At 69.5% G+C, this 13,587-nt stretch carries 13 protein-coding genes; 2 read left to right on the forward strand and 11 right to left on the reverse strand.

Annotated features, from left to right (window positions below; all coding sequences use genetic code 11):
• Window positions 1-17 precede the first annotated feature (17 nt).
• From BLW84_RS06230 to BLW84_RS06265, 8 genes are all read right to left on the reverse strand, one after another.
• A complete protein-coding gene (locus tag BLW84_RS06230; protein WP_093262273.1) occupies window positions 18-1,385 on the reverse strand; it encodes a M16 family metallopeptidase in 1,368 nt (455 codons plus the stop codon).
• Window positions 1,382-2,710 carry a M16 family metallopeptidase gene (locus BLW84_RS06235; protein ID WP_093262275.1) on the reverse strand — a complete coding sequence of 443 codons (1,329 nt, stop codon included), beginning with the start codon at window positions 2,708-2,710 and terminating at the stop codon, window positions 1,382-1,384. Before BLW84_RS06235 ends, BLW84_RS06230 begins: the two co-directional genes overlap by 4 nt.
• A 145-nt stretch (window positions 2,711-2,855) precedes the next feature.
• The gene (locus BLW84_RS06240) at window positions 2,856-3,641 is read right to left on the reverse strand and encodes an ESX secretion-associated protein EspG (RefSeq protein ID WP_245760962.1); all 786 of its coding nucleotides are present in this window, start codon (window positions 3,639-3,641) and stop codon (window positions 2,856-2,858) included.
• Window positions 3,642-3,757: 116 nt separating this feature from the next.
• On the reverse strand, window positions 3,758-5,128 hold the full coding sequence (locus tag BLW84_RS46020; RefSeq protein ID WP_143060871.1) for a PPE domain-containing protein: 1,371 nt from the start codon (window positions 5,126-5,128) through the stop codon (window positions 3,758-3,760).
• A gap of 13 nt (window positions 5,129-5,141) precedes the next feature.
• Complete coding sequence (locus tag BLW84_RS06250; protein WP_093262279.1) at window positions 5,142-5,678, reverse strand: DUF3558 domain-containing protein; 537 nt, start codon at window positions 5,676-5,678, stop codon at window positions 5,142-5,144.
• On the reverse strand, window positions 5,675-6,088 hold the full coding sequence (locus tag BLW84_RS06255; protein WP_093262281.1) for a hypothetical protein: 414 nt from the start codon (window positions 6,086-6,088) through the stop codon (window positions 5,675-5,677). The genes BLW84_RS06250 and BLW84_RS06255 overlap by 4 nt, the downstream gene beginning before the upstream one ends.
• Before the next feature lie 226 nt (window positions 6,089-6,314).
• Complete coding sequence (locus tag BLW84_RS06260; RefSeq protein ID WP_093262283.1) at window positions 6,315-6,860, reverse strand: DUF3558 family protein; 546 nt, start codon at window positions 6,858-6,860, stop codon at window positions 6,315-6,317.
• 388 nt (window positions 6,861-7,248) lie between these two features.
• On the reverse strand, window positions 7,249-8,871 hold the full coding sequence (locus BLW84_RS06265) for a DUF2207 domain-containing protein (RefSeq protein ID WP_093262285.1): 1,623 nt from the start codon (window positions 8,869-8,871) through the stop codon (window positions 7,249-7,251).
• Between the two features lie 490 nt (window positions 8,872-9,361).
• Between BLW84_RS06265 and BLW84_RS06275 the strand changes: the two genes are divergently transcribed.
• Complete coding sequence (locus BLW84_RS06275) at window positions 9,362-10,372, forward strand: neutral zinc metallopeptidase (protein WP_425441681.1); 1,011 nt, start codon at window positions 9,362-9,364, stop codon at window positions 10,370-10,372.
• Window positions 10,373-10,378: 6 nt separating this feature from the next.
• On the opposite strand, the gene BLW84_RS06280 is transcribed toward BLW84_RS06275, so the two are convergent.
• A complete protein-coding gene (locus BLW84_RS06280) occupies window positions 10,379-10,798 on the reverse strand; it encodes a hypothetical protein (protein ID WP_093262433.1) in 420 nt (139 codons plus the stop codon).
• Between the two features lie 94 nt (window positions 10,799-10,892).
• Window positions 10,893-11,885: a potassium channel family protein gene (locus tag BLW84_RS06285; RefSeq protein WP_245760984.1), complete on the reverse strand. Its 993-nt coding sequence runs from the start codon at window positions 11,883-11,885 to the stop codon at window positions 10,893-10,895.
• A gap of 290 nt (window positions 11,886-12,175) precedes the next feature.
• On the opposite strand from BLW84_RS06285, the gene BLW84_RS06290 reads away from it, so the two are divergent.
• The gene (locus tag BLW84_RS06290) at window positions 12,176-12,703 is read left to right on the forward strand and encodes a hypothetical protein (protein ID WP_093262289.1); all 528 of its coding nucleotides are present in this window, start codon (window positions 12,176-12,178) and stop codon (window positions 12,701-12,703) included.
• 217 nt (window positions 12,704-12,920) lie between these two features.
• Here the strand turns inward: BLW84_RS06290 and BLW84_RS06295 are convergent, their stop codons facing one another.
• Complete coding sequence (locus tag BLW84_RS06295) at window positions 12,921-13,529, reverse strand: hypothetical protein (protein WP_245760964.1); 609 nt, start codon at window positions 13,527-13,529, stop codon at window positions 12,921-12,923.
• Window positions 13,530-13,587: the final 58 nt, after the last annotated feature.

Below are 13,587 nucleotides of genomic sequence, written 5' to 3' on the forward strand. Positions count from 1 at the left end.
CTCACCGTCTAACCGCGTCATGGCAGCACCACTCCCCCGAGCAGCCGCAGCTGGTCGGCGAGCTTGTCCGCGTCGCCGACGACCACTCCGGTGAACGACGTGGGCGCGAACAAGCTCGCCGCCTCGGCCACCTGCTCGACCGTGACCGCCCGCAACCGCTCGGGGTGCGAGACCAGCCAGTCCTGCGCCAACCCCGCCGTGGCCAGCGCGGCGAGCGTGGACGCCATCCCGGCCTGCGAGGCCGTGGAGGTCAGCAGGCTTCCGATGGCGTACTGCCGGGCCGACTCCACTTCCGACTCGGTCGGCGGCACCAGCGCAAGCCTCGCCAGCTCGTACCGGGTCTCCAGCAGCGCGGCCGCGGTGACCTCGCTGGCGGTGTCGGCGTCGACGAGGACCGTGCCGTTGCCCCGGGTGAACTCGAACGACGAGTGCGCGCCGTAGGTGTAGCCCTTGTCCTCGCGGATGTTCTCCACCAACCGCGAGGAGAAGTAGCCGCCGAAGACCAGGTTCGCGATCTGCAGCGCCGGGTACTGCGGGTCCGTGCGCGGCAGCGCCTGCGCGGAGAAGCGCAGCTGCGACTGCACCGCGCCGGGCCGGTGCACCAGCCGCACGTCACCACCCTGAACTGCGGGCAGCGACGGGAGCTCCCGCGCGCTGTCCTCGGACTGCCAGTCCGCCAGGTTGCGCGCGACGGCCGCCACCGCCTGATCCGGGTCGATGTCGCCGACCAGCACCAGCACCGAGCCGCGCGGCAGCACCGACTCGCGGTGCAGGGTGCGGACCTCCTCGGCGGTGACCGCGGCGACGTCCTCGGCCACCGGCACCTCGCGGACGAACGGGTGGTCGCCGTAGCGGTGGCGCTGCAGCTCCTCGCGGGCGATCATCCGCGGCTGCGATCGCGCGACCGTGATCCGCTCGACCAGCCGGGCGCGCTCCCCCTCGATCTCCTCGTCGCGGTACACCGCGCCGGTCAGCGCGTCCGCGAGCACGTCGAGCAGGGTGTCCAGCCCGGTGGCCAGCGCGTCGCCGGTGATGCTGAGCCGCTCCGGGTCGACGACCGAGCTCAGATCGGCGCCCACCGCGGCCAGGTCGGTGTCCATCTGCACCCGGTTGCGGCGCTCCGTGCCGGTCAGCAGCGTCTCGGCCAGCAGCTCGGCGCGGGCCGGGTGCTTCGGGTCCTCGCCGGCGAACGGGATCCGCAGGCGCAGTTCGACCATCGGGACCACGCCGTGCCGGGCGGCGATCACCCGCAGGCCGTTGTCCAGCACGGTGTCCACGACGGCCGGTGCGCGGCCGGTGCGGGGCTCACCGAGCTGCGGCAGCGGGCGCGGGCCGAGCTCGGTGCGGCCGATCTCCTCGGCGCTGCGGTGCTTTGCGGGGGTCATGCCGCACCTCCTGTCGCGTTCTCGTCACCTGCGGGTTCGATCTCCAGCACCGCTCGCGCCTCCGGCCGCAACGCCTTCGCGGCCGCCGCGACGTCCTCCGCGCGGACCTGGCCGATCCGCTTCGGCAGCTCGGAGATCAGCTCCGCGCGGCCGTGCAGCAACTCGGCGCTGCCCAGGTCGAGAGTCCGGGTGACCACCCGGTCGTGCCCTCGGTACAGGCTGGCGGACCAGCGCGCCGTGACGCGGGACAGCTCGTCCTCGCTGGGACCGTCGGCGGCCAGCTTCTCCAGCTCCTCGTCGACCGCTCCGATCACCCGGTCGAGGCCGACCTCCGGCGTGTGGATCGCGGTCACGGTGAAGGTGTCCGGGTCGCGGGCGTCCAGCGGGGAGCCCATCAGGCCGCAGCCGGCGTGCACGTCGACCACCAGCGAGTCCTGGTAGACCAGGCGCTGCTGCAGGCGGGCGGCGTCACCGTCGGACAAGATCGCCGCGAGCACCACGTTCGCCAGGTAGGCGTCGAGCTCGCCGACCGGGTCGGGCAGGCGGTAGCCCAGCGCGACGGCGGGCAGCGGCGCGTGCGCGTCGACGTGTTTGCCGCGCAGCTCTCCGGACGGGAACTGCTCGCCGAACGACGGCCGCGGTGCGACGTCGCGCGCCGGCACGTCGCCGAAGTGCTTGTTGATCAGATCGATGGTGCGCTCGACGTCGAGGTCACCGCAGACCGTCAGCACCGCGTTGCCCGGCGCGTAGTAGGTGTCGAAGAACGCGGCGCAGTCGTCGACGGTCGCCTGTTCCAGGTCGGTGAAGTCGCCGTAGCCGTTGTGGGCGTTGGCGAAGGTCGAGTACAGCACCGGCGGCAGCAAGATCCACGGGAACCCGCCGTAGGGGCGGTTGAGGACGTTGAGGCGGATCTCCTCCTTGACCACGTCCACCTGGTTGCGCAGGTTCTCCTCGGTGATCTTCGGCGCCCGCATCCGGTCCGCTTCGAGGAACAACGCCCGCTCCAGCGCCGCCGACGGCAGCACCTGGTAGTAGTCGGTGTAGTCCTGGTGCGTCGAACCGTTGAAGGTGCCGCCGGAGCCCTGGACGTGCCGGAAGTGCGCGAGCTTCTCCAAGCTCTCGCTGCCTTGGAACATCAAATGCTCGAAGAGGTGCGCGAAACCGGTGCGCCCTTCCGGTTCCGAGCGGAAGCCCACGTCGTAGTGCACGCTGACACCGACCACAGGGGCCTGCCCCGACGACGCTTGGCCCGCCGCCGAGTCCGGTGCCAACACCACGCGCAGCCCATTGGGCAAAGTAACGCGATGCAGCTGGGGTTCGACCATGCCATGCAGCCTACGTGCGGACTGTCAAGTCGTGGGCGCCCCCTTCGCCACTCTTCGGCGTGTCGTGATCACCCGGCGTAGGTGGCGAATTCCCGGCGCGCAGCGTCCAGCCGCGGTGGAGCAGCGCCCGCGTGCTGGGGCGTGGTCAGCGGACCTGAGCGATGAGGGAATCGATCTCGGCGCCGATCGTGCGCGCGTCGGCCGGCAAGATCGCGAAGACCTGCTCGCCGGAGCTGCCGCGCTCGACGCGGTTCAGGTAGCGGCCGTCCGGTTCGTTGTCGAACCAGGACACCACCGGGGAACGCTTCCGGCGGCCGTACTGGTCGCGCGTGTTCGCCGAGATCTGGCCGATGCGCGCGTGCGGCGCCTTCCCGATCGCCTCGTAGAGCGTGACCTGCTGGTCGCCGCTGCTGCCGCGGTTCGGGGTGGCCGACTGCATCATGCTCATCTGGTCGTAGTCGTCGGGCTGTTGCTGCTGCACCAGCGAACTCTGCGGGACGCGCACCGGCCCCTGGCCGCCCGGCTTGGTGGGCGGCAGCGTGGCCAGCAGGACCTGCGGCAGCGGGGCGTTCTCGTGGACCTCGACGGTCAGCATGCCGCCGCGCTGCGGATCCTCGCTCGGCGTCTGCACGCCGAGCACGACCCGGTTGCCGTCGGTGAACACCGCCAGCGCCCGCCAGCAGTGATCGGAGCCGACCTGCGGGAACCACAGCGAGTCGACCCACAGGTACGGGTTGGCCAGCGTCTTGAGCGCGGTGACCAGCGGCGGCGCGACCTCGTCGTTGATCACGACGCCGGCGGCGGCCATCCGGTCCAGCTCACCTATCGCGATCTGGCTGAACTGATCGGCGGTGTACCCGAAAGAACGGCTGCTCAACGGCAGGGTCAAACCGTCGATCTTCAGGTACTTGAGCACGATGTCCAAGTGCACCGGCTGAAGCTGCCACCGCCCCAACACGCCCACTGTTGTTTCTCCCCTTGTGAATTGCCCGCTGCAAGCGTGACCGACCGGTGGTGCCGAGTTCGGCACCACCGGTCAGCACCGGATCATTCGCCGAGCACCGGCGGGGCGGTCTTCGGCATGTCGTTCATCCAGATGTCGTCCTGCTCCTCGAGCCAGGACGGGCGCTCGTGCTCCTGGTCCTCGGTGCCCTGGCCGCGCTGACCGGCACCACTCATGCCGCCCATCGCGCCTCGTCCGGCACCGGCGCCTCGAGCACCAGCTCCGCCGGCCGCGCCGGCACCAGCCCCGGCACCGAGTCCACCGACACCGGCCCGGCCACCAGCGGCCATGCCACCGGCTCCGGCACCCATCCCGCCGGCCATGCCACCGACCATCCCGGCACCGCCGGCACCGCCGCCGAGCCCGCCACCGGCGCCACCGCCGGGGAGCCCGGCTCCGCCACCGCCGGGAAGCCCGGGCTGATCGGCCCACTGGCTGCCGGTTCCGGACGGCGTGGTGTAGCCGCCACCGGGGATACCGCTACCGAGATTATTGGGGTCGTATGCACCGATGGGGCGCCCGTCGCCGGGAATGCCACTACCGGGGATGCCGCCACCGGGGATGCCGCCACCGGGGATGCCACCGCCGGGAAGCTTGCCGGTCCCACCACCCGGCATTCCGCCGCCGGGTCCACCACCGGGATTGCCAGGACCTCCGCCGCCCCATTCCGTGGGGGGCGGCGGCGGCACGGGCGGCGGCTCCTTGGTGTTGCCGTCGGGCCCCTTGTACTGCGGCATCTTCGCGTCGACCTGGGTGAGCGTGGGGCTGTAGACGCGCGCCATCGTCTCCTGCGCGGCCTTCTCCGCCTGCTCCTGCTCCTCCATCTGGCTGAGCGCGTTGACGCCACCGCCGGCGAGCCCGAACGGGATAGAAGCAGAGGCGGCCTCGCCCCAGCTGAAGCCCTGGGGCTTCTCGACCATCTTGCTGGCCTGACCGGCGGCCTCACCCGCGGCGTGCAGGTTGTTCCCGGTCATCTCGAAGGCGTCGGCGCTGGCCTTCATCCAGTCGGAAGCAGGCTTGCCGACCTCGCGAGCGTTGTTAGCGGCTTCGCCTTCCCAGCCCCCGTCGACGATCTTGGCGAGGTCCGTGGCGTAGTTGTTCCCGCGCTCGCGCAGGCCCGTGGCGAGCTTCTTCCACGCCTCGGCGGACTGGCCGACCTTGCCTTGATCGATCGACTCCTGATTGGTCTGGTAGATCTGCCCATGGCTGAAGCCAGACCAGTTGATGCACTGGCTGATGCCAGGCGAATCGTAGCCGGTGACGTTGAGGCCCGAGTTCTGCTGCGCCAGCTGGCTCTGCTGCTGCTGGGCGACCCTGTTGGCCTCTTCGCCGTGCTTCTTGCGTTCCTCTTCCGCAGCGCTCTCCCAGCCGAAGACCCGGGAACCGGCGTTGTCGAGGGTACTGAGAAGTCCCATCACTCCTCCTCGGTCATTCTGGAAGCCTCGGCTCGATCTGACGTGCGATCTTCTCCGCCTCGCCGCAAGGGTCCGCCACGGAGTCGCGCATGATGCCGGCCACGTTCACGTCGACGATGCCGCCACCCGCGCTGATGATCGCGGAGCAGATCCCCTGCCCCCCAGAGCCAGCGGTCACAGCACGCGCCGCTTTCCGGCCATTGATGTCGATCACATCGAACGTCTCGAAGTTGTTCTTGCTGTACTTCTCGAAATCTTCGGTCTCGTTCTTGCTGAGCGTCAGCAGTACGTCCTTGCCCTCCCAGTCACAGCCAGGCTGTGAACTCAAAGCGTCCGCCGGGCGGCTAGGGCCGGAAACACCCGCCGCGCTGAGCTCTTCTGGCGTGAAGAAGTTGCACGGGTCGAAGTTCGACAAGCCGGATTTCTGCGTCGCGGACGTGGGCGTGGACGTCTCCTCGCTGCCCTTGCCCGGGCTACCGGAGCAGGCAGACAGTCCAACCAACGCCAGGCCAGCGACACCGACAGCCAAGGACCGGGAAACCAAACTCACTTAATACCTCGCTGAAGGTCGTCGGAGATCTGTTCGTCGGTCGCACGGTAGTCCTTGGCAGCCGCTCGAAACGCGTCTGCCTGCTTCTGCAATTCGTCCTGCAGCTGACGGACCAAATCGAGCGCGCCCGCACCTGGTGCCGAGGCCTTGTCGACGAACCGTTGCGTCAGCTGCTGCCCATCCGGGTAGTTCCCCAGTCCGCTCAAACGCGTGATCTGGTCGGAGTCACGCAGAAGCCGAGCCAGCTCGCGGATCTCCTCCTCGCAGCGCTTCGCAGCCTTGTCGGCGACGTCGGGATCAAGCGACAGCTTGCCCGAGCCGACCTGCTGGTTGATCCACTGCGTGCGGCCGCTGATCGCCTTCAGCCCTTCCTTGGCTGCAGCGAACCCACTTGCGTCTGCGCTTGTCATCCCAGACCCCTCTGGACTCTGCGATCTCCCCAGGTAACGGTGAACACTTTAACCTGACGCAGGGGCGTCCGTAACGGTTCCCGACAAACCTGAAGCAGCTCTGGCCCACCCGTTCAGCCGCAGGTCAACGGCGTTGTCACGATCCGACGCCAAGTGATTGCAGACAGCGATCACGCGAGGTGGCGGAAGTCCGGCCGGGCCGGCTTCGTTCCCGCCGGCTCCTCGGTCACTTCGGCAGCCGCGAAGCCGTTTGATCGACGATCTTCTTCAGATCACCACACGGGTCGGCCACGGAGTCTCGCATCGCGCCAGTGAGCTGGTAGATCGCAATTCCGCCACCTGTGGAAACGACGTAGTTGCACAAGCCCTGCCCTGTCGCCCCGGCAACCAACAGCTCTGCCCCCTCGCGACCGCCAACCGTCGTGGGCACGTAGCTGTCGAAGCCACCACCCTCGCCAAGGCTCTGCACCGTCTCATCTGCGTTCTTCTGGAGGCCGAGGGTGAACTCCTCTCCCCTCCACTCGCAGCCTGGCTGGAAGCTAACTTGCGTGAACTCCTCGCTCTTCGTCGAAACACCGAACGAAGTCAGCTCGTCGGACTCGAAGAACGTGCACGGATCGAAGCTCGCCAGTGCGAATTTCGACGCCGAGGCCAGAGCGGAAGACGTCTCCTCACCACTCCTGGCGGTCTTACCACCGCCCGCGCATGCGGTGAGCACTAGCAGGCTCAGGCCCGCAGCCGTTGCGATCAGGGGCTTGGAAAACGCAGTCACTGAACACCTCGTGTCGTCGGGGTTCTGCTCTCATGGCGCTGCGATCATGTCGGGTCCGTTTGGGAGGCAGTGCTCGACTATCCGTCCAGCATTTCCGCAGCATCCTCTAGCTCGAAGAGCCTGGACCTGGCACGCCGAAGGCACTGAGACCTACCTGTCTTTACTCCGGAGGTCTTGGTGAGACGCGCTCGGCGACCTTCCGCGACTCGCCGCACGCGTCGACGTGACCTCGCTCAAGAACTCCGACCAGCGGCGCTCTTCCATCGTGATGCGTGTCGCCGTCAGACCTTTCGAGCCCCGAATGGCCGTGACCTCCGAGGTGAACGCCACCTCAACCAGTTCCGCTGCGCGTGCTCCAGCTCAATGAACCGAGGGCCCGGCGCTGGTGTTAGCGGTTGATTTTTTTGTTCAGGGTTTCCACCAGTGCCGGGAAGGTTTGGTGGAAGTTCTGGGGATTCGGGGTCTCGGTCTGGGTTCCGTACCAGTACAGGCCCGGCGTTCCGTCCACTCCCAGGTCCAGTTCCGCGAACTCCGCCAGCCAGCGGTCCGTTTCCTCCAGAACCAGCGCGTACGGCAGCGATCGGGAGAACACCGTCTCTCGGTCCTTCGACGGCAGCGACTCCGCCGACGCCTCGTGCAGGTAGCCGCGCAGGCCCCTCACCTGCACCACGAGCGCGCTGCCTCGTCGCGTTCGCGCCGGCATCAGGCGGGCGCTGAACATCATCGCGATGCCGGCGATCAGCACGCCGATCCCCAGCAGTGCCACCGAAGTCGTCAGCGCCAGTACCGTCGTCAGCGCCGCTCCGCCGATGATCACGCCGAGACCCGTCCACCAGAAGCGGTTCCGGTCGACGTCCGGGCGCCGCGCGAACCACTCCTTCTCCACGACCTCCGCGTACAGCGCCGCGCGGACCTGGCTTGCGTCGAGGTCTCGCAGTTCGGACAGCCGCGCCTCTTCCGCCTGCCCGACGAGGAGGTCGTAGACCGCTCTCTCGAACGGTCGCAGCGAATCGTCGGCCGGGTTCAGCCGGACGATTCGCCAGTCCTGGCCGGGGAGTTCCTCGATCCACAGGTAGTTGCGGACCGCCAGGTCGATGATCGTCGCCGTCACGTCGACCGGGTCCACCCGCTCGTCGATGACCGTGCCGATCTGGCCGGGCAGCACGCCGTCCGGGGACGCGAACTCGACAGTGCCCTGGGAATCGGTCATCAGCACCTCGACCTGGCCCACGTCCTCGGCGAACGCGCGCACGTCCCGGCCGCGGGCGTACCAGACGAGGCCGAGGCCACCGATCAGCAGCAGACCGATCGCGAGCAGGCCGACCGCCGTCGCCGGCGTCAGCGAGAACGCCCTTGCCAGGCTGAAGTACTGCTCGGTCACCGCGTTCGCCGGCACCGTTCCCGCCGGGACCTTGAACGTGATGTCCATCCGGTCGCCGGGTTGCAGGCCGTAGGTCAGCGCGTGCATCGACTGGGTGTGGGTGATCTCGAACTGGGCGCAGCGGTTCGCACTGCCGAGCGGGCCCGCGAGACACATGATCTCTTGCGGCACCTTCGGCGACAGCATCGACACCTCGACGCGGTCCACCGGCACGTTCCAGCCGCCGGACACCTGCCAGCGGACGTCCTGCCGGTCACCGGCGTCGGCCACGGCACCGCGAACCGAGTACGTCAGCGTCGAGACCCCGGGCTGCAGCGTCAGATGCACCTTGTCGGCCTCGACCTGGATCGCACCGCCGCCGTCGAGCACGGCGTCGGAGACCGTGAAGACCCGGTCCGCGCCGGGCCCCGCGGACTGCCGCAGCGGCATCGTGCGCTCGACTTGTTGACCTGTGGGAACGTTGATCCGCTCGGTGACCGAGACCAGGCCGTCGCGCTGCAGTTTGAGGTTCACGCTGCTGGAAACCGTGCCGGGCAACGCATCTACCGGTTGCTCCTGCGCCGAGGCCACGCTCGGCGCGCCCAACAGCAGTCCGGTCAGGGCGACCGCCAGCCCCCGTTTGGTCAACACGGCCCGAACGATAGCCGCCCGTCGCTAAGCTCTGGTCCACAACGGTGGGATTGATGGCGAGGAAGTCGGGGGAAATGACTGCTCGGTGGCGGCCAGCTGAACCTGGACCAACGGTCCACATTCGACACTCCGCGAGGAAGACCGCATGACGCAGCCGCCCCCGCCACCGCGCGGCCCGCGGCCACCCCGCCCGCCCTGGCCACCGCAGGGCCCGCGCGGCGGGCAACAGCGTCCGGCCCCCCGCCCGCCGCAAGGTCCGGTCCCCCGGCCGCAACCACCGCAAGGTCCGGCCTCCAGGCCGCAACCACCGCAAGGCCCGCGGCCACAGCCACCTCAAGGCCCGGGCCCGCAGCCGCAGCAACGCCGTCCTCCGTTACCGCCGCCCGGCACGCAACCCCTGCGCCCGCAGCAGGGAGCGCCGATCTTCGACCAGCCGACCCGTCGGATCGCACCACCTCCTGCCGCGCGCCCGCTGCCGCCGCAGACGACCGTGCGATTGACAACGCAACGCCCGCCGCAGCCGATGCCGCACATGCGGCCGCCGCAGCGCAAGAGCAACACCGGTGTCATCGTCGCGCTGGTGCTGGTCGGCGTGGCTCTGCTCGGCGTCGGCACCGTCGGCGCGATGGCCGCCTCGATCACCTCGAGCCGGGCTTCCGACTACAGCAGCACCAGCAGCCGCTCCACGTCGACGAACTCCAGCGAGACCGAGACCTCCGACGGCACGACGACCAGCGGCAACGAGGAATCCGAGACGTCCACGTCGACCAGGGGCTCCGACGACGAGGTCAAACCGGTCTCGGCGCTGGGCGACCACCCGTTGAACATCCCGGGCAACGGCGCGATGAACACCTCGTGCGACCTGCCCCGCTTCAGCACCGACGTCACCGCGCAGGACCGCTTCTACCAGGCCGCGCTGCCCTGCCTGATGCAGGCGTGGGCGCCGGCGCTGGAGAACGCCGACCTGCCGGTCCGGACGCCCACCGTGATCACCACCGGCGACAACATCGAAACGCCCTGCGGGACGCGGCGGTGGAACCAGACCGCGATGTACTGCCCCGGCAACCACACGATCTACATGACCGGGCGCTACTACGCCCAGGTCGAGCAGCGCACCGAGGCCGGCGTGTACCTCGGCCAGTTCGCGCACGAATTCGGCCATGCGCTGCAGGGCATGACCGGGATCAACAGCGCCTACGGCGACGCGTCCTACGACGCGGGCGGCAGCTCCACGTCGGCCGGGCTGGAACTGACGCGGCGCTCCGAGCTGCAGGCGACGTGCTTCGAGGGCATGACGCTGGCCGCGTTGCAGAACGGCGGCGTCAGCAACGACTACATCTTCCCGGCGCTGGAGGACTCCTCCGATCGCGGCGACGAGCACACCAACGTGCGCGACCACGGCAGCACGTCGACCAACGCCGCTTGGGTGGAGCAGGGGTTCCGGAAGAACCGGATCACGGAGTGCAACACCTGGCGGGCGGCGGCCTCCGACGTCGACTGACGGGGCTCAGGACCGGCGGAGCATCAGCCCGTAACCGCCGCCGGCGACCGCGGCGAGGGTCAGCAGGACCCAGTTGGCGCGCTGCTCCTGGCCTTTCAGCTCGGAGTCGGTCGATCGCGCCGGGCGGACCACGAAGTCCTCGCCCGGGTCGGCGGGCACCTGCACCGGCAGCTGCTGGCCGGGGGCGTGGCCGCAGCCGTCGAATGGCGCTCGCTGCACCGCGCCGTCGATCCGGACCTCGACGAGGTCTCGCGCCGAGGCGGTGCCGCACGGGCGCGACTCGATGACGGTCGCCGTCGCCGGTCGCATCGCCTGCCCGGCCTCCGTCACCAGCGGCCACAGCGTGACCGCCGCCACCGCGATCCCGAGCGTTCCGAGGACAAGCAGGATCGGCGCCACCGACGCCGAACCTCGTTGCCTTCCCACGGCACCGATATTGGCAGAAAGCCGGATGGCGCCGACCATCACTCGGGGCAATGGCGGGATCACGGCCGGTGCGCCGGATTCGGTGCCGTGCCCGCTAGGCGTCCGCGGGCGTCACCTTCTTGACGTAGAGCAGCCGGTCGCCGGCCTCGATCGCGTCGGCTTCCGGCGCGTCCACCCGGTAGAGCTGACCGTCGCGCACCACGCCGAGCACGATGTCCGAGAGGTGTCGCGGGGAGCCGCCGATCTCCTGCGGTTCGACCTCCCGCTCGGCGATCGCCAGGCCCGCGTCGGGCGTCAGCAGGTCCTCGAACATCTCCACCACCGACGGCGTCGAGGTCGCCATGCCCAGCAGGCGGCCCGCCGTCTCGCTGGACACCACCACCGAGTCCGCGCCGGACTGGCGCAGCAGGTGCACGTTCTCGGCCTCCCGCACCGCCGCGACGATCTGCGCCTTCGGCGCCAGCTCCCGCGCGGTCAGCGTGACCAGCACGGCCGTGTCGTCGCGGGCCGGGGCGACCACGATCGCCCGCGCCCGCGGCGCCCCCGCCACGCGCAGCACGTCCGAGCGGGTGCCCGAGCCGTTGACGGTGACCAGGCCTTGCGCGGACGCGGTTTCCAGCGATCGCTGGTCGGTGTCGACGACCACGATGCGCCCGGGCTCCGCGCCGTCGCCGAGCAGTGCGGTGACCGCCGAACGACCCTTGGTTCCGTATCCGATGACGACCACGTGGTCGCGCACCTTGGACCTCCAGCGTTGGATCTTGAAAGCCTGCCGAGAGCGCTCGGTGAGCACTTCCAGTGTGGTACCGACCAGCACGATCAGGAACAGCACCCGCAGCGGCGTGATGACCAGCACGTTCACCAGCCGGGCCTGTGAGGTGACCGGGGTGATGTCGCCGTAGCCGGTGGTGGACAGCGACACCGTCGCGTAGTAGACGGCGTCCAGCAGGTCCAGCTCGCCGCCCGCGGAGTCCCGGTAGCCGTCCCGGCCGAAGTACACGATGAACACCGTGGCGGCCAGCGCGAGCATCGCGCCGATGATCCGGCGGATGATGGAGCGCACCGGGCTGATCGTGCTGCCCGGCATCCGGATCACGCCCACCAGCGCGTGGTCGGGCCGACTGGTCAGCTCCTCCTCGTCGGTGCGGCCACCGATGAAGGGGTGCGCCAGCCGCTTGGGACTGCGCCGCATCATGACCCGTGCCCTCCGGCTCCTGCCGCGCGACTCGGAAGCGCGTTCTCACCACTCACGGCGCAGAACAGTAACCGTTGACCGCGCGCCGGGTGCGACGCGGGACCGGCGGTTCGGCGAGGAGTTCTCCTGCAGGCCGGAAGACCTCGTCTGGACTTGGCGGCGCGGCGGCTTACCATGCAGCGGTGCAGCAGCTCCAGCACGCGGCCCGCGCCCTGGGATGGGACGGCCAGCTGATCCCGGACGTCGAGGTCCTCGGTGCGCGATTCGCCGCCGTGGCGCGGATCAGGCGCGACGTCCACGAGTGGCGCAGCCTTCACGGCTGGGGGCCGGAGCTCAACCCGGCCTGGTTCCGGTCCTGGTCCGAGCCCTGCACGCACGACCAGGTGCCGGTGGCCGCGGTCGATCTGCTCGGGCTGCTGGTGCCGGTGTCCCGCGCCCGCCACGCGCTGCGGGCGTGCGGGACGTTGCTGACGTTGGCGCCGTGCGCCGTCGTGCTGCCGCAGGGGTCCAAGTACAAGCCGCTGCGGATGCTGGAGCTGGACTACTACGGCGTGGGCGTGGTCAATGCCGGTTTCGAGGGCCCGGCCGAGCTGGTGGTCACGCCGGAGGACCGGACCGCGGAGTTCGGCTCGTCGATGTTCGGCCGCTGGCTGCTGGAGGTCCTCTACTCGCGGCTCCTCGAACTCCCCCAGCTCACCGAGAACGCCTGAGCGCAGACGTCAGGCAAGCGGCGGTAGCCGCTTTCTCCTTTCACCACGCACGCACCCGGCACCGCCGCGGGTTCTCAGACGTCCTCTCGCGAGGACAGCCCCGAAGCCGCGTTGGGTCATACACAAATCGGGGATCCCACAGCGAGAAGGCGACCGTAACTCCCGCAGGGGGCCGCTACCCGCACCGCTGCGGAAAACGAACCCGGAATGCTTCTGCTCAGGCCAGGACGTATTCGTGCCAGTTGAGCTGCTGCTGGTTCCAGCGCATGCCGCGGCCTTCCTTCAGCGCGCGCAGCGCCTGCATCGTGTGCGGCCAGCGGCGGATCACGTTCGCCAGCGCGATCGGCGTCATCAGGTCGGCCGAGCGCCGGTGGTCGCCCGGGCCCAGCAGCGCGATGCCGCCGGGCGTGGAGATGATGTCGGTCAGCGGCGCCTGGCCGGACAGGGCGACCTGCTCGACGCTGAGGATGCTGTGCGGCTGCAGTTCGGCCGGCCAGCTGTTGCGGTCGATGTCGGCGGCGACGGGCTGTTCGCAGCTGCCGCACTCGCACTTGAACTCGCTGGCCCAGCCGTGCTGCTTCCACGACCACACCGCGGCGCCACCGGTGTCCAAATCGGACAGTGCGGCGACGTGCGGCCAGGCCCCGACGACGGCGCTGAGCATCGTCTTCTTCGACGGTCGCGGGTTGCGGCCCGGGCCGTCGAAGGACCAGGTGCCTTCGTCGTTCCGGTGCACCCGCACCAGCGGGGCGCGCATCGCCAGGACGTCGGCGTCGACGTTCACTTCGGATTCCGGTGGCGTGTTGAGCTTCCAGTCCGTGTTCATCGCGGGCATAGTCATCCGCCGCGAACCGCGATCTCAAGCTCCGCCACCCGAACGTGTA

The sequence above is a fragment of the Saccharopolyspora shandongensis genome, from assembly GCF_900106995.1.
Taxonomy (GTDB): domain Bacteria; phylum Actinomycetota; class Actinomycetes; order Mycobacteriales; family Pseudonocardiaceae; genus Saccharopolyspora; species Saccharopolyspora shandongensis.

What these genes read in the sequence shown, in the direction of transcription:
- BLW84_RS46020 (WP_143060871.1), bottom strand. Translation starts at nt 5,128, where the DNA reads ATGGGACTTCTCAGTACCCTCGACAACGCCGGTTCCCGGGTCTTCGGC.
- BLW84_RS06285 (WP_245760984.1), bottom strand. Translation starts at nt 11,885, where the DNA reads ATGCCGGGCAGCACGATCAGCCCGGTGCGCTCCATCATCCGCCGGATC.
- BLW84_RS06235 (WP_093262275.1), bottom strand. Translation starts at nt 2,710, where the DNA reads ATGGTCGAACCCCAGCTGCATCGCGTTACTTTGCCCAATGGGCTGCGC.
- BLW84_RS06295 (WP_245760964.1), bottom strand. Translation starts at nt 13,529, where the DNA reads ATGAACACGGACTGGAAGCTCAACACGCCACCGGAATCCGAAGTGAAC.
- BLW84_RS06230 (WP_093262273.1), bottom strand. Translation starts at nt 1,385, where the DNA reads ATGACCCCCGCAAAGCACCGCAGCGCCGAGGAGATCGGCCGCACCGAG.
- BLW84_RS06255 (WP_093262281.1), bottom strand. Translation starts at nt 6,088, where the DNA reads ATGACAAGCGCAGACGCAAGTGGGTTCGCTGCAGCCAAGGAAGGGCTG.